Here is a 23,472-nt window from a genome sequence, read left to right as displayed (position 1 = left end):
GTACGGCCCTACGGAGCATCGGGGGATGCACATGAACAGCGCTCCGCACCTGCTGAACGAGGATCGCGCGGAATTCACGCGGCTCCTCGATGAGGCGCTGCGTACCGCCCCATACCGCCCGGACGACCCCACCGCCGCCGCGGGAAAGCACCTGAACACCGAGCAGTTGCGCACGATGGCGATCAGCGCGACCACCGCCATCGCCGCCTGCGCAACGGCCGAATACCAGCGCTATGTACAGCTCCGAGCCGAGTTGCGCGCGCCGGCGCACTCCACGTCCGGCGCCGGCGTGAGCGGCGAGGAGCTGGGTGAGGCCGCCGACGGGGGGCTTGGACTGGCCACCGCCACGGCCATGGGAGAGGCCGAAACCACCGGCGCCGGGCTGGCCGCGATGATCACCGTCCTCGCCCCGGTCCTCGCGGGCATCGCCGCGGTCCTCTTCCTCCTCATCGGCTACGTCCTGCGCACCATCAGCCCCGACAAGTCCCTCGCGGAGCCGCTGATCAGCGTCGGCTGGATCTTCGCCGCGCTGGCCGCCGCCGGGAGCCTCGTCGCGATGGGCGGCCTGCTCGTCACGGCGCTGCGCAACGGCCCGTCCGCCCGGTCCACCAGAACCGACGGGCTGGACGAGGCGCTGGACGACGCCCGCGAAGCGTGGCGGCGCGCCCTCCTGGAGCGCGGTCTGCTGCCCTTTCTCCGTGAGGCGCTGGCCGATCCGGCGGCCACCCCGGACGACGACCCGGTCCGCTATGTCCCGCGCCGCACCGCGGCCCCCGAGAGCCGCATACCCACCCTCGGCTACACCCGCCCCGAATTCTCCAGCCCCGACAGCGGCTCGCCGGGCTCCCGCCCCCGCTACTCCAGCCCGGACTTCACCAGCCCGGATTACGGCGGACCGGATCACACTCCGGGCTAGGTGTGCTGTCCCGGGACAGCACACCTAGGGCCTGTCCGATGGGTCGGGTTCACGTCACCGGGCCGGACGAGTGCCGCGGCTCAGGCAGGGCTGTGAGCGCAGGGCCGCCAGCCTGTGGTGATCATCGGGCGCGGCCAGGCTCTCGACTACGGCAAGGAGCGACAGGAGCTGCACGGGGCGTCCCTCCGATGCTGCCGCTTCCAGCTTGTGATGGCCGTCGAGCAGGAAGTGCGTCAGCCCCCAGTGCCCGTGATAGTCGGTCGAACGGAGGTCCATCGCGGGCTGGCACAGATCCAGCGTCGACACCGCCACTGCGGCCGGTACCGACCCCCGGCCCATCTGCTCGGCGTACTCCGCCACCCGTTCCGGTTCGTTCCAGGACGGCGGAACCATCGGCACGACGAACTCGTAGAAGTGCGCCTCGTCATCGACCACGGTCTCGAACGTGCGGTAGTACGGCGTGCGCGGGTGCTCCGGAAGCCCCCAGAACGCGTCGACGCCCCAGGCGGCCACCTGTTCGCCGCTGAAGTAGTCACCCTCCTGGCCCGGAGTGACCAGCCGTGGCTCGACCCGGAGCAGCAAAGGGAGGTAGTCGCCCTCCGGCAGCAAGGAGCCGAACGCATCGAGAACGCCGTCGTCCAGGTCGGACAGCTGGCCGGCCAGACGCGCCTGCATGCTCTCCAACGACATCGTCTGGTTGGCGCCCTCAAGGCGCTGGAACAGGAACTTCCTGCGGCGCCGACCCGGTCACCGGCGCAGCGGAAGGTGAGCTATCTCTTTGCCGCTTTCAGGAGCTGGGCAACCGTGGCTTCAGTCGTCCGATTGATCTGGTACATTCCGCACGAATCATCCTCCGGCGGACTCTGAATTCCTTCCGGATCACGGGAGATACCTACGCTCATAACGGGAAAGGTGTCACCCTTGGCGAATGACACTCCCTCGCGCCACCGCGGAAGCACCCACCAGGCGTTGACATAGTTGGCGCTATGCGTCAGGTTCAGCATTTCGCTGCTGTGATAAATCTCGGCATGATAGCGGAAGAACTCGTCACCCGGCGGCGCGAGCCAACCGGGGGCGTCCCGGATGTGCCGTTGGTCTTTGGATCTCGCATCCCAGGAGACTTCGAGGGAATTGAGGTAGTCGCTCGCCGGCCTGCATTTGTCACCCCTGACGAAGCCGAGATACGTGAAGACCGCGACGCGCCCGAGTCCCGACCGCAGCGGCACATCGATGATCGCCTCCGAGGACCTCTCGGACCCCGGGAGAGCCCAGGAACCGGGGATCAAGATGTGCCCGACACCCAGCATATGAGAGGGGAAGAACGTCACATGCCTCAGCGCCTGGGTAGCTCCCGGTGCCCCCAGTTCGCGCTTCCACTCGCTCATCCCGCTACCTCTGGGATTGAATTTGGTCGCATACCCATGAGCCGCCCAGGACGAACCCACGACAAAAGTGCTCGCCAATCCGGGGTTGCTGATTTTGAAATGCACCGGAACGTGCAGCAAGGACCCGTCCGCACTCACCGTGGGTTCACCGAACACGACGCTGAACGGAATTTTCGTGGGACTGGTGTACGGGACGTAGATCTGCGAATAGCCGACGCTCACGAGCCCGATGGCTCCGGATACCACCACACTCATCGCGACGCCTTTGGGGTGCGGAATCCCCCGCCACACCTTCTGCCGGGTCAGCGTCCACAGCGCCCAGATCACCCAGAGCGCCAGGCCGACCCACAGCAGGAGAAAGGGGGTGTAGTCCCCGCCCTGGAACTGGACGATCAGGAACGCCACATTGGTGACCGTGACGGTGCCCACCCCCAAGAGGACCGCCACACCTGAGTACCGCAGCGCCCTTTTCCCCCAGTAGTCGCACAGCGCAAGGACCGCGACCACTTCCGCCAGCGCCGCAGCGAGGAAGAGGACCCCCACGATGCGCCCGCCGTACGCCAGCGCGCCGAACGCGTCCTTCGCCCCCACGTGGAACAAAACCGCGGCGGATGCGAGAAGTCCCAGGGCCATCCCCACGCCCGCAGCACGCCGTCGCCACGGGCGGTCGGGCCAACACGTCCGGTCCGCCAACCAGTTGACGCATACCGGATCGTCGAGATCGATGTCCGGAGGCAGGCCGGCCCGGCGGAGAAGTCTTCTCAGGCCGCGCGGCGACCAGACCCGGCCGATGACTTCACCCCGGACGCGCACGGCCCGTAAGCCCCGGCCGTCCGGGGCCTCCACGACGACAAGAGGCTGGTTGCTCACGACCAAAGAGTGACCGCTCCGCTACGGCCATGGCGGCAATGACACACACGCACCCTGGTGGCCCCGCCCTGTCGGCTCTTGAGCGCACCGTAACGGCGGGGCCCCAACTGGGCCTCCGCCGTTACCCGCAGGCGCGGAAGTCAGTCCGCCAGCGGCAGATACACGCGGTTGCCCGCAGCCGCGAACTCCTTGGACTTCTCCAGCATCCCCGCCTCGATCTCCTCCGGCGTCGCATCCGCGTCGCCGCCGAACTGCTCGGTGATGCTTCTGCTGATCTTCATCGAGCAGAACTTCGGGCCGCACATCGAGCAGAAGTGGGCCGTCTTCGCCGGCTCCGCGGGCAGCGTCGCGTCGTGGAACGCGCGTGCCGTGTCCGGGTCGAGGGCCAGGTTGAACTGGTCCTCCCAGCGGAACTCGAAGCGGGCGTCGGAGAGCGCGTCATCCCAATCCTGGGCTCCCGGGTGGCCCTTGGCCAGGTCCGCCGCATGGGCCGCGATCTTGTACGTGATGACGCCGGTCTTGACGTCGTCGCGGTCGGGCAGGCCCAGGTGCTCCTTGGGCGTGACGTAGCAGAGCATCGCGGTGCCCCACCAGGCGATCATCGCCGCGCCGATGCCGGACGTGATGTGGTCGTAGGCGGGCGCGATGTCGGTGGTCAGCGGGCCGAGCGTGTAGAACGGCGCCTCTTCGCAGATTTCCTGCTGGAGGTCGATGTTCTCCTTGATCTTGTGCATCGGGACATGGCCCGGGCCCTCGATCATGGTCTGCACACCGTGCCGCTTGGCGATGGTGTTCAGTTCGCCGAGCGTCCGCAGCTCGGCGAACTGCGCCTCGTCGTTGGCGTCCGCGATCGAGCCGGGGCGCAGTCCGTCACCCAGCGAGTAGGTGACGTCGTACGAGGCGAGGATCTCGCAGAGCTCCTCGAAGTGCGTGTACAGGAACGACTCCTGGTGGTGCGCGAGGCACCAGGCGGCCATGATCGAGCCGCCTCGGGAGACGATGCCGGTCTTGCGGCGGGCCGTGAGCGGGACGTAGCGGAGCAGCACACCGGCATGCACCGTCATGTAGTCGACGCCCTGCTCGGCCTGCTCGATGACGGTGTCCTTGTAGATCTCCCAGGTCAGCTCCTCGGCCTTGCCGTCGACCTTCTCCAGCGCCTGGTAGAGGGGGACGGTGCCGATCGGGACGGGGGAGTTGCGCAGCACCCACTCGCGGGTGGTGTGGATGTTGCGTCCGGTGGACAGATCCATGACCGTGTCGGCGCCCCAGCGGGTCGCCCAGGTCATCTTCTCCACCTCCTCCTCGATGGAGGAGGTGACCGCCGAGTTGCCGATGTTGGCGTTCACCTTCACCAGGAAGTTCTTGCCGATGATCATCGGCTCGATTTCCGGGTGGTTGACGTTGGACGGCAGCACGGCACGGCCGGCCGCGATCTCGTCCCGTACGAACTCCGGCGTGACGTTCTCGCGGAGGGCGACGTACTCCATCTCCGCGGTGATCTCGCCGCGGCGGGCGTAGGCGAGCTGGGTGACCGCGGCGCCGTTGCGGCCCCGGCGCGGCTGGCGCGGGCGACCGGGGAAGACCGCGTCCAGGTTCTTCAGGCCACCGCGCGGTGAGGTGTGCTTGAGGCCGTCGTCCTCCGGCCGCATGGGGCGGCCCGCGTACTCCTCGGTGTCGCCGCGCGCGATGATCCAGTTCTCCCGCAGCGGCGCGAGGCCACGGCGGACATCGGTTTCGATGTTGGGGTCGGTGTACGGCCCGGACGTGTCGTAGAGCGTCACGTGCTTGCCGTTGGTGAGGTGCACCCGCCGGACCGGGACCCGAAGATCCGGTCGCGATCCGGAGACATAGCCCTTGTGCCAGCCGATCTGCGGCTCACTGCCGGCACCGTTTTCGTTTTCGGGCGTGCGTGCATCCTGCAAGGTCATGAGACCCAACTCCCTACGCCGGCATTACCCGGTAACAGGTTCGGCGGTCGACGCAGCGGCTTCCGTCCATCGACGTTTCACGTGAAACATCACTGGGACGAAGGTCAGCGCCCTCTCAGCCCGGTGCTCCGAGCTCCCGCGATTGCAAAGGTGGCACCACGGTAGCGGCCGACGTAGCGGGGTGAACAGGGGGCCCCATGAGTTGTTGCAATGATCTGGGCGTGAGCCCACACGAACCACACCACCATCCGGCCGCGCACTCGCACAGCCATGGCCACGGCCCTGCCGCGCCCGTCTCGCGGCATCTGCGCAAGGTCATCGCGGCGGTGCTGATCCCGTTCGCCACCGCGGTCGCGGTCGGCCTGATCGTGCTCTGGCCGGGCGGCGCACCGGGGCACAAACCGTCCGGCGTCGGCTTCGACCAGCCCACCGAGCGGGCCAGAGTGATCAAGGTGGTGGAGGTGAACTGCGCGGATGTCCATGCCGAGCAGGCGCCTCAGCCACCGTCGCCGACGGGCCAGCCACCGGCCGGGGGAGCGGCATCGGACAAGCCCTGCCAGCAGGCGACCATCAAGGTCACCACGGGCGAGAACGCCGGGCGCACCTTCCAGACGGTGGTGACACCGGACGCTCTGCGGCATTACGCCACCGGGCAGGACGTGGTGGTGTCGTACTCCCCCAAGGCGCCCCGGGAACTGCAGTACTCGGTCACCGATGTCGACCGGTCTCTGCCGATGTGGGTACTGGCAGGGATCTTCGCCGTCGCCGTCGTGGTCGTCGGCCGGCTGCGCGGAGTACTCGCACTGGTCGCGCTGGCGGCCAGCTTCGTCGTGCTGACGCTGTTCATCCTCCCGGCGATCCTCCAGGGCTCCAATCCGCTGGTGGTGGCCGTGGTGGGAGGCTCCGCGATCATGCTGATCGCCCTCTATCTGTGCCATGGGCTCACCGCCCGTACCTCCGTGGCGGTACTCGGCACCCTCGCCTCGCTGCTGCTGATCGGGCTGCTCGGTTCGGTCTTCATCGGCTGGGCGCTGCTGACGGGCAATACGGACGACACGACCGCGCTGGTGCACGGGCTCTACCCGAACATCGAGATCCGCGGTCTGCTCCTGGCGGGGATCATCATCGGGTCGCTGGGCGTGCTCGACGATGTGACGGTGACCCAGACCGCAGCGGTGTGGGAGCTGAAGGAGGCGGACCCGACGGCGGGTTGGCGCAAGCTCTACGGCGCGGCGATGCGGATCGGCCGCGATCACATCGCGTCCGTCGTCAACACCCTCGTCCTTGCCTACGCGGGTGCCGCGCTGCCGTTGCTTTTGCTGTTCTCGATCGCACAGAGCAGTGTCGGTACGGTCACCACGAGCGAGGTGGTGGCGGAGGAGATCGTCCGCACGCTGGTCGGCAGCATCGGCCTGGTCGCCTCGGTCCCGCTGACGACGCTGCTGGCGGCGCTCGTCGTCTCGGCGGACCGCACGGGCGACGGCACCCGGGGCGCGCCGGGGCCGGCTGTTTCGGGGGCGGTGAGTTCGGTGGCAGGGGGCGCCGACGCTGCGTCGCGCGGCCGGTCCGGACGGCGCGGAGGGCACGGCAGACGACGCAAGCGGTAGCGGTTCGGGCATGCCGCGCACGAGCCCAGGAGGGCGCACGGGCAGGCGAATGGACCGGCGGACCCGGTGTGGCGCCGGTGCGGACGGGGGCGGGGCCAGGCTCAGCCGGCGGGCGCCTCCGTGAGGATCCGGTCCAGCACGGCCTCCAACGTGTCGCAGACCTCTTCCTTGCCGAGCGGCACAAGCCGGTCCGTACGGTCCAGGAAGGCGACCAGCGGCGCCGCGCTCACTCGGAACAGGGCGCGCTCGGCACCGACTTGGAGGCTGATGAAGACATCGCTGAGATGCTCGGGCGAGGCCGGTTCGATCCGCACATCACCCTCACCGGACGGCCGGCTCAGGCCGTCCAGCAGCAGCTCACGCCCGAAGGCCCAGGTGACGGGCGCATCACCGGGCAGGTCGAAGGTGAGGCGGACGGCGTAGGGATCGGCGCTGTCGAAGTCCAGCTCCACCGGAATCCGGAACGCGAGCTCATCGGAGACGACGAAGCTCATGATCACTTCTGCCTGAACTGTGTCGGTCATCAACCACTGCCCCGCACTTGATCGGAGATGGCCGGGAAACATCCCCCGTAGCCCTATTGCCGCCATCGTCGGCCACGGCCAGGCAGATCACAAGGAGTGAGTTTTCAGATACTGATAGAGAAGGCGAGTGTCGTTAGTGTCGTCTCCGCCATTTTTCGTAGTCGATCCGTAACGGACCGCAATCGGTGCAGTTCGTTGGCGGGAAGTGACACGGCCAACGACGCGGCGGCCGCGCCGACCTGGATGGGGATGGCCGAGCACACCGTGCCCAAGGCATATTCCTGGCGCTCGAAGGCCGCCTGACCGCGACGCACCGTATCCAAGCGCCGCAGCAATTCGCCCTCAGATCGCAGGGAAAAGGGCGTTATCGACTGGACGGGATGTCGTGACAGATGCTCCTTCCTCGATGCCTCGTCAAGCTGCGCGAGCAGACACTGCCCGATCGCATGAGCGTGCGCGGTGGTACGAAAATCAACCCATTCCTCCACCGGCGGCCGATCCGGGTTGTCGGCGACCGCCACGACCTCTACTTCACCCTCCCGGTAGACGGCGAAGTAGACGGCGGCGCTCAACTTCCGGCCCGCCACGGCCAGCGCTTCGGAGATCTGGGCCCGCTGCCGGCACCTGGCCCCGACCTGACCGATGGCCTCCGCCGCCGCACCGATGACGAAGACGCCGTTCTCGCGCTGCAGATAGCCCTCGTGGGTCAGGGTCCGCAACAGGTGGTAGGTCGTCGGCAGCGGCAGTCCGGTTTCTCTGGCGAGTTGTTTGGCCGGCGCTCCATCGGCGTGCGCGGCCACCGCCTCCAGCAGCCGGAGCGCTCGTTGCACCGACCCGATCAAGGTGGGGTGTGAAGCGGATTCGCCGTTCACCACTGCCAACGCCAACCCCCAGATCCGCTCGCCGTGGGGCACGGGGACCCCGGTCGCGGGACCCGCTCCCACGACCGCGCGCGTCTCCCAGGCTTGCGCGACGACGCCGGCCCAGTCGCGCCTCACTCGGTATTTTCCGGAACGTCACCATCCGGAAGACGCCTGCGATCCGCACTCTAACTCCGCCGATCGGAGCAGTAGGCCGAAAGGCAGCGGAGTTAACCCGCCTGGCGCACTAGTTGGCTTGAGGAGGCGGGGTCGGACCGACATCTGACGTGGTGGGGCCGCCGTTGAACGGGGTGGGGCAGAGTTGGACGGTGTGCGTCGGATGGTGCGCCGGGTGGCATCTCGACACGGGCGGGTGTGCCCGTACGCGGTCGTCCGGTCGGAGTGGGAGGGCTTACCAGTCGCTCTTCGACGAGGACGACGACGAGCCGCTGACCCTGCGCACGAGATAGACGACCCCGGCGATGAGCGCCGCCGCGATAAGGAGCTTGAACAGCACGCCGATCAGGAAGCCGAGCGCCGAGGTGATGAATCCTCCGAAGACCACGATCAGGACGACGGGCACCACGACCCAGGTGACCCACCACGGAAGCCCTGCGAATATCCCCTTACCAGCCACTGCTCTGCCCTGCTTTCTGTCTGTAACGGTGTCTGTACCGCGCTATCTGTCCATCGCACTGTCTGTGCGCCGATGGCACCGTCCGCGCGCCGGGCCGCTGCCCGGCCGCCTCCGGCTCTCCCATCACCAACGATGCTAGGGCGCGGAACACAGCCGTGGGGGCTTCGCAGCCCCGGCACTCCCCTGAACCTTCCCCTACGGGTCGCGGGCCTCCACCCTTAGCTCTCAGGAGGAGAGAAGACCACCATCACCCTGAGATCCTCGCTGATGTGGTGGAACTTGTGGGGAACCCCGGCCGGCACATAGACCACGCTTCCGCGCGCCACCGGCTCCGTCTCCGCCCCGACCGTGATCGCCCCCCGGCCGCTGACCACGAAGTACACCTCGTCCTGGGCGTGCGGCGCCTGCGGATCGACGCTGCCGGCGTCCAGCGCGTACAGCCCGACCGACATGTTGCGTTCCCTGATGAACTGCAGGTACGCGCCGTCGTTGGCGGCCCGCTCCGCTTCCAGTTCATCCAGCCTGAAGGCCTTCATGCCGTTCGCACCCCTTGATGGTTCACACTCGTCTGCGACGATCTCACCATGAAGCATTTTCTGGTCAAGACGATCGCCAACGCCGCGGCGCTTGCCGTGGCCATCTGGCTGCTCAAGGACATCACGCTCACCGGCGAGAACACCGGCCGCCAGGTGCTGACCCTGATCCTCGTCGCGCTGATCTTCGGGCTGGTCAACTTCCTCGTCAAGCCCGTGGTGAAGCTGCTGTCCTTCCCCCTGTTCATCCTCACGCTCGGCCTGATCACGCTGGTCGTGAACGCGCTGATGCTGCTGCTGACATCCTGGCTCGCCGGCAAGGTCGACCTCGCCTTCCATGTGAACGGCTTCTGGACGGCGCTGCTCGGCGGCGTGATCATCTCCATCGTCTCCTGGGCGATGCATGTGATCCTTCCCGACGAGGACTGATCCTTGACCGCTGCGTTCCGCATCTGCTTCGTCTGCACGGGCAACATCTGCCGTTCGCCGATGGCGGAGTCCGTCTTCCGCGCCCGCCTCGCGGAGGACGGGCTCGACGCCCTGGTAGAGGTGGACAGCGCCGGCACCGGTGGCTGGCACGAGGGCGACGGAGCCGACCCGCGCACGGTCGCCGTGCTGCGCGCGGGCGGCTACCCGTCCGCCCACACCGCCCGGCAGTTCCGCGCCTCCTGGTTCGACCGCCTCGACCTGGTCATCGCGCTCGACTCCGGGCATCTGCGCGAGCTGCGACGGCTGGCCCCCACGCCCGAGGCCGCCGCCAAGGTCCGCCTGCTGCGCTCCTACGCGGAAGGCGCGGCGGCTGATCTCGACGTACCCGATCCGTACTACGGCGGTTTCGCGGACTTCGAGGAGTGCCTGGAGATGGTCGAGACGGCGAGCGAGGGCCTGCTGGCAGCGGTCCGCATCGCGGTCACGGCCCGCTCCGTCGTCCCGGCCCGCGCCTCGGGGCACGACGACCGAAGCCCGGCGCAGGTCCCGCACCACCCGCAAGAGAAGGAGGGCCGATGACGGGCGACGGCACCCGCGTCGTACGAGCCGGGCTTCCGGAGCCGGAGCCCTTCGAGCCGGCCCTCCCCGGTCCGGTCTTCGCGGCCCACTTCCACCTGCCCGGCGACGCCGTCGGCCCCTACACATACGGACGGGACGCCAATCCGACGTGGACCGGCCTGGAGAAGGCCATCGGGGCGCTGGAATCGCCGGACACGAGCGCCCACACCGTCGCCTTCGCGTCCGGCATGGCGGCGATCAGCGCCGTCCTCTTCTCCCAGCTGCGCTCCGGCGACGCCGTGGTCCTGCCCAGCGACGGCTACCAGCTGCTGCCGGCCGTCCGCACCCGCCTGGAGAGCTACGGCATCGAGGTCCGTACGGCCCCCACCGCAGACGACGCACAGCTCGACGTGCTGGACGGTGCCCGGCTGCTGTGGATCGAGACGCCCTCCAACCCCGGGCTCGACGTCTGCGACATCCGGCGGCTGGCCGACGCGGCACACCGGCAGGGCGCCCTCGTCGCCGTCGACAACACCCTCGCCACCCCCCTCGGCCAGCGCCCGCTGGACCTCGGTGCGGACTTCTCGGTCGCCAGCGGCACCAAGGCGCTGACCGGCCATGGCGATGTCCTGCTGGGGTACGCCAGCACCCGCGATGCCGCGCTGGCCGAGTCCGTACGGCTGTGGCGCAAGACCGTGGGCGCGATCCCGGGCCCCATGGAGAGCTGGCTCGCACATCGCTCGCTCGCCACCCTCGCACTGCGCATCCGCCAGCAGTCCGCCGGTGCGCTGGCGCTTGCCACGGCGCTGGCCGACCGCCCCGAGGTCACCGGCCTGCGCCACCCCGGGCTGCCGTCCGACCCGTCCCACCGCCTCGCCACCCAGCAGATGCGCCCTGGCCGCTTCGGCTCCGTGGTCTCGTTCGTGCTGCCGGACAAGGCGTACGCGGAGCGGTTCCTGTCCGCGCTGGCCTTGGTCGACGATGCGACGAGCTTCGGGGGCGTACGGTCCAGCGCCGAGCGCCGCGCCCGCTGGGGCGGCGACGCCGTGCCCGAGGGCTTCATCCGCCTGTCGGTCGGCGTCGAGGAACCGGAGGACCTGGTCGCGGACGTCCTCCACGCCCTGGATGTCGCGGCGCGCGAGGCCGCACAGAGCTGACCGGACGTAATAGGCCGGCAGGGTATCCCCCCTCGTCACCCTGCCGGCCGCGGCTCCGCGTGGACCGAGTCCACGTGTTTCACGTGAAACCAGCTGTTTCACGTGAAACGAACCGCCGAGACAAGGCTAGTTGACTGAGCGTCAGTGTCCAATCACGCTAGCGACACAGCCCTATCGACAAATTTATAGTTGGCCCGCGACCAGGCTTCCGAGGGACGCAGGAGGTACGCGATGGATCTGGCTCTGCTGCGCACCTTCGTCACGGTGCACCGAGCCGGCTCCTTCACCCGTGCCGCGGCGTTACTCGGCCTCTCCCAACCCGCGGTGACCAGCCAGATCCGGGCGCTGGAACGCCAGTTGGGCCGCCCGCTCTTCCTGCGCTACGCCCGTGGCGTCACCCCCACCACCATCGGCGACGAACTCGCCCACAAAGTGGCGCCGCACCTGGACGCACTCACCGAGATCACCGAGACCGGCCTGGACCGGGACTCCGTCACCCGCACCCTCCATCTCGCCGGGCCCCCGGAGTTCCTCGCCGAGCGCGCGCTCCCCGCACTGACCCCCCTCATCGCCCAGGGCCTGTCCATACGCACCGCCTTCGGCGCCACCGACGAGCTGCTGACCGGCCTGGCCGCCGGCCACCACGATCTGACCGTCACCACCACCAGGCCGCGTGGCGGACTGCTCACCGCCACCCCGCTGTGCGACGAGGAGCACGTCCTGATCGCCGCACCGCGCTGGGCGGCCCAGTTGGGCGGCCCGGCCGTGCTGCAGGCCGGGGGCGTCCGCGTGCTGGACCCCGTACCGCTGGTAGAAGTCCATGAGAGCCTGCCGTTGATCGCCCGCTACTGGTCAGCGGTCTTCGACGCCAAGCCCGCAGCCTCCGCCGCCGTGATCGCGGCCGACCTCAGGGCGGTGCTGTCGTGCGTCACGGCCGGTGCGGGGCTGGCCGTCCTGCCCCGCTATCTGTGTGCCGAGGCGCTGGACTGCGGAGAGGTCGTCGCGCTGCTCGACCCGCCGGTCCCCCCGCTGCGCACCTACTTCCTCGCCGTACGGACCGGAACGCTCGGCCTGCCGCATATCGCACGGGCGCATGAGTCGCTGCTGCGGTCCGCCGTCGACTGGTGATGAAGGGGCAGGGGTTTCACCAGGCTGTGGTTGCGGCATCTGTCGACTATGACCGTACGGCCAGTCGTCAAACGCACCGCCCGCGCGATCCTGCTCGACGGCGCGGATCTTGTTCTGATCAAGCGCACCAAACCGGGCCGGGCCCCGTACTGGATCACCCCCGGCGGTGGGGTCGAGCCCGAGGACGCCACCGTCATCGACGCCCTCCACCGTGAACTGGACGAAGAGCTGGGCGCGAAGGTCAAGGACGTGGTGCCGGTCTTCGTTGACACCGTCGAGCACATCAGCGACGGCGGGGTGGACGGCGTGAAGGTGCAGCACTTCTTCGTGTGCCGGCTCGACTCGATGGACCCCGCACGCCGCCACGGCCCGGAGGTCGAGGAGCCCTGCGGGGACTACGAGATCGTGCGGGTGCCCTTCACCCGCGTCGGGATCGCCTCCGTCGAGGTCGTGCCGCTGTCGCTGCGGCACTACCTGGACGGCAACATCGAAGGCGTACGGGCGATGCACGCCCCCGACCTGGGCTGAGCCCGGACGGCCGCACCGCAGCACCCCGCGCCGCGGCAGTCGCGGCCGTCGCGTCAGCCCTCGCGCCGGTCGAACCACCCGCGGAATTCGGGTTCGTCCTCCGCGGGGCGGCGCGGCTGGGCGCGCGCCAGCACCCGCTCGACCCGGTCGAGGAACTCCGCGTTCAGCTCCTCCACGAAGTCCTCCCGGCCTTCGGCCCGCAGCGCGGCGCCCGTGTCCTCGTGCAGCCCGCCCCGAAGGTGCTCGTTCTTGCGCTCCGCGCGCCGGAACGGCGGCCGCTCGCCCGCCTCGGCCGCCGCGCCGAAGAAGTCGCCGCCCTTGCGCTTGAAGTCGTCCGTTCCCCAGGCCCGCGCCCCGCGCTGGTGCGCCGGGACCTTCTGCAGATGCGGAATGTGCTTGGCGCAGTGGATATACGCCTCTTCGACCTCGACCGTGACCCACAGCTGGGCGCGCCGGCCGGGCACCGGATCGACCGGAAGATCGGCGTGGTGCGCCCGCATCTCGTCGTCCATCACAACCCGCGCCCGGCCGTTGACGTGCAGCCCGATGCGGTCGCGGGTGAAGTCGACCATCAGCATGCCCAGGCGGGGGTTCTCCGAGATGTTGCCGATGGACGCCATGACACCGTTGCCGCGGTACTCCGGGTAGGCCAGCGTCCGTTCGTCGAGCACCCGGAGGAACCCGGGCGGGCCGGCGCGGAACGTCGCATCGCACTCGCCGTGCCGGTCGGCCGTGGACAGGAAGAACATCTCCTGCCGGGCCACGAACTCCTGCATACGGGCGTTGAGATGGTCCAGGACCTGGTCCTGGTAGAAGCGGTCGGCGCGCCGGGTCGTGCCGAGTCTCTGCTGCACCAAGTGCTCGCCGTCACTTCCGGGGCGCGCCTGCGCGCTCGTGCCCCGCCCCTCGCCTCTCGGCTCGTGTTCACCCTGTGCTGCCAAGACCTCAATCTCCTGCCGAGACCAGCTCTTCTATGGAGTCGTGCCGTATGCGGTCGGTCGGAATACCGACCCCCACCAAAGCGTCCACACCGCTGCGGATCAACCCGGGCGGCCCGGAAAGATAGGCGTCGTACTCCCGGAACGGTCCGTATTGCCGTACTGCGTCCGGAAGCTGACCGGTCTCGCTGCTGGTCCCGCCGCGGACCGCGGGCCCGGTGGCGACGACCGGACGGACCGAGAGCCAGGGGTGGGTCTGTTCGAGCTGCAGCATGGTGTCGAGGTCGTAGAGGTCGTGATCGCTGCGGGCACCGTAGAAGACCTCGACCGGACGCCGGACTCCGTGTTCGGCGACGTCCTGGACCAGGGCCTTGATGGGGGCGATGCCGGTGCCGCCGCCGACACACAGCAGGCCGTTGCGCGTGGAGTGGTCGACGGTCATCGAGCCGGCCGGGGCACCGAGCCGGATGACGTCGCCGGGCCGGGCGCGGTGGACCATGGCGTTGGAGACCCAGCCGGCCGGAACCGCCTTGACGTGGAACGAGAGCAGGCCGTCCGAGCGCGGCGCGGAGGCGAAGGAGTAGTGCCGCCAGACCCGCGGCCACCAGGGGGTTTCGACGCTGGTGTACTGCCCGGCGAGGAACGGGTAAGGCTGGTCGGGGCGGACCGTCACCACCGCGATCTCGGGCGTGCGCAGCTCGTGCGAGACGACCTCGGCCTGCCACCACGGGGGCGCCACGGCCTCGTCCTCGGCGGCGGCATCGATCATGATCTGCGAGATCGCGGTGTACGCGCGCACCCATGCGGCCTCGGTCTCCGCGTCCCAACTGGACGTCGCATAGCGCGAGAGCGCCTTGAGCAGGCATTCGCCGACCGCCGGGTAGTGGTCGGGCTGGGTGCCGTACTTGCGATGCCCGCGGCCGAGGTTCGACAGGTACGCGGTGAGCACCTCACCGTCGTCGACATGCTGGGCCGCGGTGAGCAGCGCCTTGAACAGCCGGTCGCGCTGGGTGTCCATCGAGGCAGGGAACAGCGCCCGGAGATCGGGGTGCTGGACGAAGAGCAGCGCGTAGAAGTACGAGGTGACCTTGTCCGCGACCGGCCCGATTTCGGCCATGGTGCGGCGGATGAGGATCGCGTCGGGCGAGGCGGGTGCCGCATCGGAGGCCGAGGCTTGCAGAGCGTCGAGGGAGGGCTCCGGGGCGGGGGCGGCGGGGCGCTGAGGGGTGAAGACGGAGGGGGCGGGGGCCTCGTTCTGCACGGCGGGGCCGGCGCCGGCGGGGGCTGCCGTGCGGCGTATCGACTCGTGGACGGGTTCGGGCTCGGGGCCCCGGGACGGCTCGCGTTGCTGGGCGGGCTCGGGCACAAGGTGCGGCGGGTCGAACGGGGACGGGGGAGCGCTGTAGCCGCGGCCCGCGGCGGCCTGCTCGGCATAGCGGGGTGCGGCGGGCCGGTGGCTCGTCTCGCGACGGGGCTGAGGGACCTGCTGCGGCTCCGCTTCGCGTTCCCGCGTGGCGGCGGTGCCTACCGGACGAATCGGGTTGACCGGTCTACTGGGTATCCGTTCCCGTTCGTTCCGTTCATCACGTTCGTCGTGCTCGTACCGCTCACGGAAGTCTCCGAGCTGACCGCGGTCGTCGCGTCCACCCGGGTCGTTCGCTCCGGCCCGGCCGTCCTGGCCCTGCCGGTCCTGGACGTTCTGTCGCTCCTGCTGTTCTCCGGAGGGCTTCTTCGCCGGCGGAGTGAACCAACCCCAATCGCCACTGTTGCCGCCAGAAGAGCCGCCATCGGCCGACGTGGTGGTCGGAGCGTCCATGGTCTGCCTCGCCTCGAACGTCTTTCGGTTGACTTAGCACTTCCGCGGATCGGAACTGCCCGGAATTCCCCCGTCCTGCCCCGGAATTCTTAATCGACTCAAGCGATTCCGGCAAGCCCCTCCAAAGCGGACAGACCCCACTCCCTTGCGACAATGCGGAGCAGACGCCGCGTCAGCAGCATGCCAGCCCCGCCCACCACAACGGACAAACAGTCGGAAGTCCGGTGCCACGGGCCGCTTCGTCGCTATGCTGACGAACTTTGCCCGCCCTTCGTGACCCGCGGAAGCCCTGACCCCCGCCAAGCCGGACTCGACCATACCGGCAGTAGTTGAAACCACAAGACCTGATCTTGGAACACTCCGAACGGGCCCTCTGATAACAGGGTTCCTCCCCACAGAGTGCATTTTCAGCGCACACAGTGGGCGAATCCCCGGCAGAAAACTCGGAATTACCGGGCAGTACGCACCAGTTCGTATGCCTCACGCAGATCGCGTCCCGCGTATGCATATAAGGCCAGGTCACTGACGTGGTGATCGGCATTCACGGCCACGGATCGGGGCACCGCGGCGAACAGTTCGGCATCCGACTTCGAGTCGCCGTACGCCACGCAGTCGGCCCGGGTCAGCCCGTACCTCACACAGAGTTCATCGGCGATCCGCACCTTCGCCGCCGGCGAGAGAATGCCGGTCGGATCCATCGGCTGCCGGATCGGGACAGCGGGCCAACGCGAGGCGTGTGCGCTATCGGCCCCCCAGCTCAGCAGCCGGTCCACGAAGAAGCTCGGTGAGAGGGAGATCACCGCGCATCGTTCGCCCCGTGCTCGGATATCCGCCCAGACCTCCTGAATTCCGGCCAGCCACGGCGCGCCGTCGAAGGCCGCGGCGACATGGAGTTCGGTCAGCTCGGCGGCCCAGAGGTCACACGCCCGCTGGGCATACTGCAGCGGCGTCAGCTCCCCCGCCACGAACCCGCGCTCCAGCTCGGCGATCTCCCGGTCCAACCCGAGCTGCCGGGAGATCTCGATGGCGGCCGCGGACCCGTGGAGCAGAGTTCCGTCCATGTCGAACAGATGCAGCGTCCCCATAGGGCGGAGCTTAGGGCCTGCGCATCCTGGCCCATCGGACGGGCCCTGACTGCTGTAGGGGAGAGGGGCCGGAGGGCGTACTCGGGTGCGCGTAGGCGCGGATACTCCCGGCGGCAGATGTACGGCGGGGCCGCGGACGCGACCGTGGACCGTATGCAGCAGCTACGCCGGCCCGCCCGCCGGGCCCTCCTCGTCCTCCACGTCGCCGTATCCGTCAGCTGGCTCGGGCTCACTCTCGGGCTGCTCACCCTCAGTGTCACCGGCTTCACCACCCACTCTCCCGAGATGGCGGCGGTCGCCTACCGGGCGATGAAGATCTTCAGTGACTGGCTGGTCCTCCCGATCGCCCTTGCCACGCTGGTCAGTGGACTGGTGCTGTCGATGGGCACCCCATGGGGACTGGCCAGGCACCGCTGGGTCCTCATCAAGTTCTGGCTGACGCTCGTCACCGTGCTGCTCACGGTCTTCTCCCTCAGCCCTGGCATCGACCGGCTGGCCGCCGAGGCGGCCGCGGGCAGCCCCACCCCCGACTTCCGTCTCGTCGTCGCACCGGCGGTCGCCACCGCCACCTACCTCTTCATCACCGCGATCTCCGTCCTCAAGCCCTGGGGGCTGACCAAGCGCGGCCGCCGACTGCGCGCGGTGCAGTCGACCGGGACCCGCACCCCTCAGGCGCGTGGGAGCGGCAAGGAGGGTGCGGGCGTCCGCTAGCGGACGGGGCGGGACCGTCGTCAGACGAGGTCGGCCTCCGCTATCGCCGTGGTGGCGATCTGGTGGTCCTGCTCGGGGGCGCCGCCGCCGACGCCGATCGCGCCGATCAGCCGGCCGTCCCTGTGCAGTGGCACGCCGCCCGCGAGGAAGAGCAGCGGCCGGTCCAGCGCCGTGGGCAGCGTGTGGAAGAGCCCGTCGGGTCGTACGAGATCGACGAGCTCGGCGGTCGGCGCGTCCAGCTGAAGAGCGGTGTAGGCCTTGCGGGTGCTGGTCTCCCCGGAGATCAGCACGGCCGTGTCGTCCCGCCGGAAGCCGAGCAGATGGCCACCCGCGTCGACAACGGTCACGCTGCCCCGGACCCCAAGGGCTTCGGCGGCCCGCACGGCGGCCTCGATGAGGGATTCGGCATCACGGGTCGTGAGGGGGCGGACAGCGGGGGCGGGCTCGACGGTGGAGGCGTGAGGGGTGGAGTCCTGGCCGGTGGAGGTGCTCATGAGGAGTGTCCTTGGGGGTGTGGTGCGGGTGGCGCTCGTGGCGCCGCTGGTGCTGGGGTTGGTGGGGCTGGGGTTGGCGTTGCCGGGGCGGCGAGAAGTGCCGGGGTATGGCTGCCGGCGCGGTGGCCGGAACCGTCAGCTCTGCGCGGCCGGTACTGGCCCGTCGGCGACCGTGCCGGGAAGCCCGGTGGCCACCACCTGGCCGCGGCCCGTCTGACGCCGCTCCAGGCCGGAGGCGAATATCGCCACCGCGAGCGCCGCGACGGTCATCAGCGCACCGACCCAGTTGGGGGCGGTGTAGCCGAGGCCGGCCGAGATGACGATCCCGCCGAGCCAGGCGGCCAGTGCGTTGCCGAAGTTGAAGGCCGCGATGTTGCCGGCCGAGGCCAGCGTGGGCGCCGCGGCCGCCTGGTCCATCACCCGCTTCTGCAGCGGCGGCACGGTCGCGAAGCCGAAGACGCCGATCAGCGCGATGGTGACCGTTGCGCCGATCTTGTTGTGCGCGGTGAAGTTGAAGGCAGCCAGCGAGAGCGCCAGACCGGTCAGCGACACATAGAGCATCGGCATCATGGCGCGGTCGGTGAAGCGGCCGGAGACCAGGTTTCCGCCGACCATGCCGAGGCCGAAGATGGCCGTCAGCCAGATGACGGAGGACGGTGCGAAGCCGGTGACCTCGGTCATCATCGAGGCGAGGTAGGTGACGGCCGCGAAGACACCGCCGAAGCCGAGGATCGTCATCAACATCGCGAGGCCGACCTGAGGGTTGCGGAAGACCGCCAGTTCGCTGCCTATGGGGGAGGCCGCTCGCGCCCGCTGCGCGGGAACGAGCTTGACGATGCCCAGCAGGCCGATCACACCGAGTGCGGTGATGGCGTAGAAGGTGGTGCGCCAGCCGAACTGCTGGCTGAGCATCGTGCCGGCCGGGACCCCCACGACGTTCGCGATGGTCAGACCGCTGAACATCAGCGAGATGGCGCTGGCGCGCTTCTGGGGCGCGACCAGGTCGGCGGCCACGAGCGCGCCGATGCCGAAGAACGCGCCATGCGTGAACGCGGAGACGATCCGCCCGGCGAGCATGATCCCGAAGTTGGGCGCGATGCCCGTGAGCAGATTGCCCACGATGAACAGGCCCATCAGCAGCATCAGCATCTGCTTGCGCGTGAAGCGCGTGCCGAGAGCGGTCATCAGCGGGGCACCTATGACCACGCCGAGGGCGTAGAGGGTGGTCGCGTATCCGGCGAGCGGGATGGAGACACCGAATCCGGCCGCCATGTCGGGCAGCAGGCCCATGACCGCGAACTCGGTCGTTCCGATCCCGAAGGCGCCGATGGCAAGCGCCAGGAGCGCGAGAGGCATGACGGATCCCTTCAGATCATTGCGTCCGTCCTTTACGAGCGTCCACAATAGTTGCAGACGCGGTTAATTGCAAGCGCTGGATATTTCGAAAGTGCTCTATCCTGATACGTGCGCCCCTTGAGGAGGTCTTCGATGACGCAGCAGACGCGGGAGCAGGCAGCAGCGCAGCAGCCGGCGACAGCCGAGCCCGGTTGCCCGCCGGCGTCGCCCCCCGGGCTCGCCCAGGGCTGGTGCGCGCTCTCCGCCCTGCACGGCCGGATCGAGTCGCACATCGAGCGCGCACTGCAGGCGCAGCACGACCTGAGCGTCCGCGAGTTCTCGGTTCTCAACGTGCTCAGCGAGCAGCACGACGGACCAGGCGGCCATCTGCGGATGCACCAGGTGGCGGACTCCGTCGTCCTCAGCCAGAGCGCGACCACCCGCCTGGTCACCCGGCTTGAGGAGCGGGGACTGCTCTCGCGCTTCCTGTGCCCCGACGACCGGCGCGGCATCTACACCAACGTCACGCCCGACGGGCTCGCGCTCCTGGTGGAGGCCCGGCCCACGCACGACGGCGCGCTGCGTGAGGCCCTCCACGACGCCGCTCGGCGTCCTGAGCTGGCGCCGCTGGTCACCGCCGTCGAGACACTCGCACCGGCAGCGGAGCGCTGACCGCAGGGCCGAGTACGGTCCGGTGGCCGGGTGCCCGGACCGGGCACCCGCCTGCCGCCCCGTAAGCGCGCGGCATAAGGTCGCGCCCATGAGCGACATCGAGATACGCCGCGCGACCGAAGCCGACCTGCCCGCCATCGTCGCGATGCTCGCCGACGACCCCCTGGGCGCCGCCCGCGAGTCGCCCGACGACCTCGCCCCGTACCTCGCCGCATACGAGGCGCTCGCCGCCGACCCGCAGCAGCACCTGGTCGTCGCCGTGCGCGACGGGCGGACGATCGGCACCCTCCAGCTCACGGTCATCCCCGGCCTGTCCCGGCGCGGCGCGACCCGTTCGATCATCGAGGGCGTGCGGATACACCGCGACGAACGCGGCGGCGGCCTCGGCAGCCAGCTCATCGAGTGGGCGGTAGCGGAGTCCCGCACGCTCGGCTGCCAGATGGTGCAGCTCACCTCCGACGCGACCCGGATCGATGCGCACCGCTTCTATGAGCGCCTCGGCTTCGAGGCTTCCCACCTGGGCTTCAAGCTCACGCTCTGAAGAACGGGCGCACACTGTGAGGGGGATGCGCTCACTCCGTTGGGGGCGTTTGGGCGCGTTCACTTCGCGGTGGCGTTCAGCTCCGCCGCGTACGCCGCCGCGCCCGGTGGGCCTTCTGCCGGCAGGCACCGCCGCAGAAGCGCGCGGGCCGGCCCGTACGGGCCGTGGCAAGCGCCGTACCGCACACCTCACACCGTGATTCGTTACGGTTTCTCGCCTCAGATGGAAGTTTCGTTACTACCGGGCCCGGCCGCAGCGCATCACACATCAGCGCCGTCATCCGCCCCGGCGCCGCGGACTCCGGATGCGCCGCCGACGTGGCCTGCTCCATGGAGAGACAGCCCACCAGCAGGGCCCTGAGGTCCCTTATCCCTACGTCCTTCCGCACCGCGCCCGCCTGTTGAGCCCTGGCGAGCAGAGCCTCCAGCGCCTCGTCGAAGTCCCGCCCCACGCCCGGCGAGGGCTCCAGGCGCCCTGTGCCGGCCGCCGCCAGCGCGTCGCACAGCGCCTTGTTCTGCGAGGCGAGCCGCACTACCGATGCCAGGAAGCGGTAGAAGACCCCACCGGGGTCCTCGACATCGATCAAGTCCCTTGCGGTGTCGGTGAAAAGCTCGATCCGTTCCACGATCGTCGCCCTGAACAGGGCTTCCTTGGAAGGAAAATGGCGGTAGACGGTGCCCGCACCGACGCCCGCACGGCGTGCGATCTCCCCGAGCGGAACCCCCAACCCCTGTTCCTCGAAGGCGGATCGAGCCGCCTGAAGCACCAGTGCCCTGTTGCGTCGCGCATCCGCACGCGGGCGCAGGACACCACGCGCGGCACCACCGCCGTCCGCCATCTCCGGGCCTCCTGAGAACCATCGACGTCCGCGTCCAGAACCGCTGTTTTAAACGGGTCGGCAATTCCGATTCTACGGGACGGATCTACACATGATCCTTAAGGGCCGGACGCGGTCGCGGCGACCCGATCGCCCGGGCGTACGAGCGGGAGCGAAAGGGGGCACGGCGAGCGGGAGAGGAACGGGAGGGAGCGGGGCGAGAACGGGAGGGAGCGGGGCGAGAACGGGAGGGAGCGGGGCGTGCGAGAGGAAGCAGAGCGTGCGGAAGGGAGCAGAGCGTGCGGAAGGGAGCGGCGAACCGCCGCCTGATGGCGGACGGCGGAAAGTGAGCGGTGTGCGGTGTGCGGTGTGCGGTGTGCGGTGTGCGGTGTGCGGTGTGCGGTGTGCGGTGTGCGGCGTGCGGCGTGCGGCGTGCGGCGTGCGGCGTGCGGCGAGGCTACGGAGAGCAGGTGACGGGTGGTGAATAGCGGATGTCGGACGGCTGGCCAGAACCGGCACAATCCCCCCCCGCAAGGCCAAGAGCCGCACCTTGACTGCCACCCCGGCGTACGTGCCTCGACCACGCCTCGACCACGCCTCTGCCAACGGCTACCCCGGCCACATGCCCCAACTCCGGCCCGGCACAAGGATTTTGAAGCAAAAGACAGGCCGCCGAGGAGCCCATTCAGGGCCTCGGGGTTACGCGAAATAAGCCGAGTGTCCCTCGCCAGACCCCCACGCACGTTTCACGTGAAACGAACCCCGTAGCGCATACGCAAGTGGGGCCGTGTTTCACGTGAAACACGGCCCCACCCATGCCTTGCCTTCAGCTACCGGTGACCTCGTCCCATGCCTCGCCCGCAGCCACAGCAGCTCCCTCGGCGTCCACGGACACGCCCAGCGCACGCAGTCCGCCCGCCAATGCCGTCAGCGAGGCGGTGACCACCGCGCGATCGGCCGCGCGGCCATAGTGGTTCACCCGGATCATCTCCTTGGCCAGCGCCCCCGCCGCGGCCTGTACCGGCACCGCAGCGTCCACCGCGAGCGCAGCGGTCACGATCTCCCGGGCGTCCACTCCCTCCGGCGCACGGAGCGTCGTCGCAGCCGGCGCCGCGTCCTCATCGCGCACGACGTACGGAGCGAGCCCGCCCATCGCCCGCACACCGGCCCGGGTAGCCGCGGCCGCCGCCCGGTGCCGGGTGATCACCGCATCCAGACCCTCGGCATCGATACGGTCGGCTGCCTGCTCCAGGGCGAGCATCTCCAACTGCGCCGGAGCGTGCGGCAGGGCGGCGCGGCCGCCGTCGATCCAGCGCTCCTTCCAGTCCAGCAGCGAGAGGTAGGAGCGGCGGGGAGCCTGCTCGTTGGCGGCGATCCGCTCCCACGCACGGGCACTGACCGACACCACGGACACACCGGCGGGACCGGCCATCGCCTTCTGCCCGCCGATCACGCACAGGTCCACGCCCCACTCGTCGGTCAGCAGCGGCTCGGCGCCCACGGACGCGACCGCGTCGAGCATGAACAGCGCGCCGTGCTCCCGCACCACCGCACCGATCTCACCGACCGGGTTGGTGTTGCCGGTGGCGGCCTCGGCGTGCACCAGGCTCACAAAGTCGATCTCCGGGTGCTCCCGCAGCGCAGCCGCCACCTGCTGCGGGGAGACCGCACCCGTGAACGGCGCGCTGATGGTGATCACCTCTGCGCCGCAGGACCGCAGCCAGCCGCCGAAGGTCTCGCCGTACGGTCCGGTGATGATGTTGAGCGCCGTGCTGCCGGGCCGCACGGCCGAGCGGATGCAGGCTTCCAAAGGCAGCAGCGCCTCGCCCTGCATCGCCACGACATCGCAGCGGGTGCGCATCAGCGCGGCGACCTTGTCCTCGATCCGCGCGAAGCGGGGCGCGGTGAGCGGAGGGAGGTCGAGCAGGTCCGGGGCGGTGGGGTTCGCGGTCGGGTCAGACACGGCAGTCACAGGGCCTTCCAGCGGTAGCGAGCCGCCTCGA

24 protein-coding genes are annotated in these 23,472 nt (G+C 69.4%); 10 read left to right on the top strand and 14 right to left on the bottom strand.

Annotation, left to right across the window (positions count from 1 at the left end; genetic code table 11):
* The first annotated feature begins 25 nt into the window (after positions 1–25).
* Positions 26–916: a hypothetical protein gene (locus ACZ4NB_RS03395; RefSeq protein ID WP_467657975.1), complete on the top strand. Its 891-nt coding sequence runs from the start codon at positions 26–28 to the stop codon at positions 914–916.
* A 54-nt stretch (positions 917–970) separates the two neighbouring features.
* On the opposite strand, the gene ACZ4NB_RS03390 is transcribed toward ACZ4NB_RS03395, so the two are convergent.
* The 3 genes from ACZ4NB_RS03390 to thiC form a co-directional block, all read right to left on the bottom strand.
* Entirely contained in the window at positions 971–1,591 is a 621-nt protein-coding gene (locus ACZ4NB_RS03390) for a hypothetical protein (protein WP_467657973.1), read from the bottom strand.
* A 95-nt stretch (positions 1,592–1,686) separates the two neighbouring features.
* Positions 1,687–3,171: a hypothetical protein gene (locus ACZ4NB_RS03385; RefSeq protein ID WP_467657971.1), complete on the bottom strand. Its 1,485-nt coding sequence runs from the start codon at positions 3,169–3,171 to the stop codon at positions 1,687–1,689.
* A 140-nt stretch (positions 3,172–3,311) separates the two neighbouring features.
* Complete coding sequence (gene thiC, locus ACZ4NB_RS03380) at positions 3,312–5,099, bottom strand: phosphomethylpyrimidine synthase ThiC (RefSeq protein ID WP_467657969.1); 1,788 nt, start codon at positions 5,097–5,099, stop codon at positions 3,312–3,314.
* A 197-nt stretch (positions 5,100–5,296) separates the two neighbouring features.
* On the opposite strand from thiC, the gene ACZ4NB_RS03375 reads away from it, so the two are divergent.
* The gene (locus ACZ4NB_RS03375) at positions 5,297–6,706 is read left to right on the top strand and encodes a YibE/F family protein (protein WP_467657968.1); all 1,410 of its coding nucleotides are present in this window, start codon (positions 5,297–5,299) and stop codon (positions 6,704–6,706) included.
* A gap of 101 nt (positions 6,707–6,807) precedes the next feature.
* On the opposite strand, the gene ACZ4NB_RS03370 is transcribed toward ACZ4NB_RS03375, so the two are convergent.
* The 4 genes from ACZ4NB_RS03370 to ACZ4NB_RS03355 all read right to left on the bottom strand — a co-directional run bounded on the left by ACZ4NB_RS03370 (position 6,808) and on the right by ACZ4NB_RS03355 (position 9,263).
* The gene (locus ACZ4NB_RS03370; protein ID WP_393485833.1) at positions 6,808–7,230 is read right to left on the bottom strand and encodes an SsgA family sporulation/cell division regulator; all 423 of its coding nucleotides are present in this window, start codon (positions 7,228–7,230) and stop codon (positions 6,808–6,810) included.
* Positions 7,231–7,334: 104 nt separating this feature from the next.
* Positions 7,335–8,105 carry an IclR family transcriptional regulator gene (locus tag ACZ4NB_RS03365; RefSeq protein WP_467658216.1) on the bottom strand — a complete coding sequence of 257 codons (771 nt, stop codon included), beginning with the start codon at positions 8,103–8,105 and terminating at the stop codon, positions 7,335–7,337.
* A 397-nt stretch (positions 8,106–8,502) separates the two neighbouring features.
* Positions 8,503–8,727 carry a DUF5326 family protein gene (locus tag ACZ4NB_RS03360; RefSeq protein WP_467657966.1) on the bottom strand — a complete coding sequence of 75 codons (225 nt, stop codon included), beginning with the start codon at positions 8,725–8,727 and terminating at the stop codon, positions 8,503–8,505.
* Positions 8,728–8,945: 218 nt separating this feature from the next.
* A complete protein-coding gene (locus ACZ4NB_RS03355; protein WP_467657965.1) occupies positions 8,946–9,263 on the bottom strand; it encodes a cupin domain-containing protein in 318 nt (105 codons plus the stop codon).
* Between the two features lie 48 nt (positions 9,264–9,311).
* Here ACZ4NB_RS03355 and ACZ4NB_RS03350 point away from each other — a divergent pair, with 48 nt between their 5' ends.
* The 5 genes from ACZ4NB_RS03350 to ACZ4NB_RS03330 all read left to right on the top strand — a co-directional run bounded on the left by ACZ4NB_RS03350 (position 9,312) and on the right by ACZ4NB_RS03330 (position 13,060).
* Positions 9,312–9,689, top strand: a complete 378-nt coding sequence (locus tag ACZ4NB_RS03350) for a phage holin family protein (protein WP_384424276.1) — start codon at positions 9,312–9,314, stop codon at positions 9,687–9,689.
* A 3-nt stretch (positions 9,690–9,692) separates the two neighbouring features.
* Entirely contained in the window at positions 9,693–10,268 is a 576-nt protein-coding gene (locus ACZ4NB_RS03345; protein ID WP_467657963.1) for a low molecular weight protein-tyrosine-phosphatase, read from the top strand.
* Complete coding sequence (locus tag ACZ4NB_RS03340; RefSeq protein ID WP_467657961.1) at positions 10,265–11,404, top strand: cystathionine gamma-lyase; 1,140 nt, start codon at positions 10,265–10,267, stop codon at positions 11,402–11,404. Before ACZ4NB_RS03345 ends, ACZ4NB_RS03340 begins: the two co-directional genes overlap by 4 nt.
* Before the next feature lie 231 nt (positions 11,405–11,635).
* Positions 11,636–12,532: a LysR family transcriptional regulator gene (locus tag ACZ4NB_RS03335; protein WP_467657959.1), complete on the top strand. Its 897-nt coding sequence runs from the start codon at positions 11,636–11,638 to the stop codon at positions 12,530–12,532.
* Positions 12,533–12,580: 48 nt separating this feature from the next.
* Positions 12,581–13,060 (top strand): NUDIX domain-containing protein, encoded by a 480-nt coding sequence (locus ACZ4NB_RS03330; protein WP_393485819.1) that lies wholly within the window; start codon positions 12,581–12,583, stop codon positions 13,058–13,060.
* A gap of 53 nt (positions 13,061–13,113) precedes the next feature.
* On the opposite strand, the gene ACZ4NB_RS03325 is transcribed toward ACZ4NB_RS03330, so the two are convergent.
* The 3 genes from ACZ4NB_RS03325 to ACZ4NB_RS03315 all read right to left on the bottom strand — a co-directional run bounded on the left by ACZ4NB_RS03325 (position 13,114) and on the right by ACZ4NB_RS03315 (position 16,899).
* Positions 13,114–13,914, bottom strand: a complete 801-nt coding sequence (locus ACZ4NB_RS03325; protein ID WP_467657957.1) for a pyridoxamine 5'-phosphate oxidase family protein — start codon at positions 13,912–13,914, stop codon at positions 13,114–13,116.
* A 91-nt stretch (positions 13,915–14,005) separates the two neighbouring features.
* Positions 14,006–15,814 carry a globin domain-containing protein gene (locus ACZ4NB_RS03320; protein ID WP_467657956.1) on the bottom strand — a complete coding sequence of 603 codons (1,809 nt, stop codon included), beginning with the start codon at positions 15,812–15,814 and terminating at the stop codon, positions 14,006–14,008.
* A 449-nt stretch (positions 15,815–16,263) separates the two neighbouring features.
* A complete protein-coding gene (locus ACZ4NB_RS03315; RefSeq protein WP_467657954.1) occupies positions 16,264–16,899 on the bottom strand; it encodes an HAD family hydrolase in 636 nt (211 codons plus the stop codon).
* A 153-nt stretch (positions 16,900–17,052) separates the two neighbouring features.
* Here ACZ4NB_RS03315 and ACZ4NB_RS03310 point away from each other — a divergent pair, with 153 nt between their 5' ends.
* Positions 17,053–17,610, top strand: coding sequence for a DUF2269 family protein (locus tag ACZ4NB_RS03310; RefSeq protein WP_467657953.1), 558 nt, complete (start codon positions 17,053–17,055; stop codon positions 17,608–17,610).
* Between the two features lie 20 nt (positions 17,611–17,630).
* Here ACZ4NB_RS03310 and ACZ4NB_RS03305 read toward each other — a convergent pair whose 3' ends face one another.
* Both ACZ4NB_RS03305 and ACZ4NB_RS03300 read right to left on the bottom strand, forming a co-directional pair.
* Positions 17,631–18,104, bottom strand: coding sequence for a GlcG/HbpS family heme-binding protein (locus ACZ4NB_RS03305; protein WP_467657952.1), 474 nt, complete (start codon positions 18,102–18,104; stop codon positions 17,631–17,633).
* 135 nt (positions 18,105–18,239) lie between these two features.
* Entirely contained in the window at positions 18,240–19,460 is a 1,221-nt protein-coding gene (locus tag ACZ4NB_RS03300; protein ID WP_467657951.1) for an MFS transporter, read from the bottom strand.
* A gap of 132 nt (positions 19,461–19,592) precedes the next feature.
* Here ACZ4NB_RS03300 and ACZ4NB_RS03295 point away from each other — a divergent pair, with 132 nt between their 5' ends.
* Together ACZ4NB_RS03295 and ACZ4NB_RS03290 are read left to right on the top strand one after the other, a co-directional pair.
* The gene (locus tag ACZ4NB_RS03295; RefSeq protein WP_467657949.1) at positions 19,593–20,111 is read left to right on the top strand and encodes a MarR family winged helix-turn-helix transcriptional regulator; all 519 of its coding nucleotides are present in this window, start codon (positions 19,593–19,595) and stop codon (positions 20,109–20,111) included.
* Between the two features lie 88 nt (positions 20,112–20,199).
* Entirely contained in the window at positions 20,200–20,652 is a 453-nt protein-coding gene (locus ACZ4NB_RS03290; RefSeq protein WP_467657948.1) for a GNAT family N-acetyltransferase, read from the top strand.
* A 76-nt stretch (positions 20,653–20,728) separates the two neighbouring features.
* Here the strand turns inward: ACZ4NB_RS03290 and ACZ4NB_RS03285 are convergent, their stop codons facing one another.
* Positions 20,729–21,490 carry a TetR/AcrR family transcriptional regulator gene (locus ACZ4NB_RS03285; RefSeq protein ID WP_467657946.1) on the bottom strand — a complete coding sequence of 254 codons (762 nt, stop codon included), beginning with the start codon at positions 21,488–21,490 and terminating at the stop codon, positions 20,729–20,731.
* An 805-nt stretch (positions 21,491–22,295) separates the two neighbouring features.
* Complete coding sequence (locus tag ACZ4NB_RS03280) at positions 22,296–23,432, bottom strand: pyridoxal-phosphate-dependent aminotransferase family protein (protein WP_467657945.1); 1,137 nt, start codon at positions 23,430–23,432, stop codon at positions 22,296–22,298.
* Between the last annotated feature and the right edge of the window lie 40 nt (positions 23,433–23,472).

The sequence above is a fragment of the Streptomyces sp. NPDC026575 genome (assembly GCF_055567415.1).
This window is presented reverse-complemented; position numbering and strand designations above follow the sequence as displayed.

Coding starts and splice junctions, on each gene's coding strand:
- ACZ4NB_RS03340 (WP_467657961.1), top strand. CDS start 10,265: ATGACGGGCGACGGCACCCGCGTCGTACGAGCCGGGCTTCCGGAGCCG.
- ACZ4NB_RS03315 (WP_467657954.1), bottom strand. CDS start 16,899: ATGGGGACGCTGCATCTGTTCGACATGGACGGAACTCTGCTCCACGGG.
- ACZ4NB_RS03370 (WP_393485833.1), bottom strand. CDS start 7,230: ATGACCGACACAGTTCAGGCAGAAGTGATCATGAGCTTCGTCGTCTCC.
- ACZ4NB_RS03305 (WP_467657952.1), bottom strand. CDS start 18,104: ATGAGCACCTCCACCGGCCAGGACTCCACCCCTCACGCCTCCACCGTC.
- ACZ4NB_RS03395 (WP_467657975.1), top strand. CDS start 26: ATGCACATGAACAGCGCTCCGCACCTGCTGAACGAGGATCGCGCGGAA.
- ACZ4NB_RS03320 (WP_467657956.1), bottom strand. CDS start 15,814: ATGGACGCTCCGACCACCACGTCGGCCGATGGCGGCTCTTCTGGCGGC.
- ACZ4NB_RS03350 (WP_384424276.1), top strand. CDS start 9,312: ATGAAGCATTTTCTGGTCAAGACGATCGCCAACGCCGCGGCGCTTGCC.
- ACZ4NB_RS03335 (WP_467657959.1), top strand. CDS start 11,636: ATGGATCTGGCTCTGCTGCGCACCTTCGTCACGGTGCACCGAGCCGGC.
- ACZ4NB_RS03390 (WP_467657973.1), bottom strand. CDS start 1,591: ATGCAGGCGCGTCTGGCCGGCCAGCTGTCCGACCTGGACGACGGCGTT.
- ACZ4NB_RS03375 (WP_467657968.1), top strand. CDS start 5,297: ATGAGTTGTTGCAATGATCTGGGCGTGAGCCCACACGAACCACACCAC.
- ACZ4NB_RS03355 (WP_467657965.1), bottom strand. CDS start 9,263: ATGAAGGCCTTCAGGCTGGATGAACTGGAAGCGGAGCGGGCCGCCAAC.
- ACZ4NB_RS03310 (WP_467657953.1), top strand. CDS start 17,053: ATGCAGCAGCTACGCCGGCCCGCCCGCCGGGCCCTCCTCGTCCTCCAC.
- ACZ4NB_RS03295 (WP_467657949.1), top strand. CDS start 19,593: ATGACGCAGCAGACGCGGGAGCAGGCAGCAGCGCAGCAGCCGGCGACA.
- ACZ4NB_RS03285 (WP_467657946.1), bottom strand. CDS start 21,490: ATGGCGGACGGCGGTGGTGCCGCGCGTGGTGTCCTGCGCCCGCGTGCG.
- ACZ4NB_RS03330 (WP_393485819.1), top strand. CDS start 12,581: ATGACCGTACGGCCAGTCGTCAAACGCACCGCCCGCGCGATCCTGCTC.
- thiC (WP_467657969.1), bottom strand. CDS start 5,099: ATGACCTTGCAGGATGCACGCACGCCCGAAAACGAAAACGGTGCCGGC.
- ACZ4NB_RS03300 (WP_467657951.1), bottom strand. CDS start 19,460: ATGCCTCTCGCGCTCCTGGCGCTTGCCATCGGCGCCTTCGGGATCGGA.
- ACZ4NB_RS03290 (WP_467657948.1), top strand. CDS start 20,200: ATGAGCGACATCGAGATACGCCGCGCGACCGAAGCCGACCTGCCCGCC.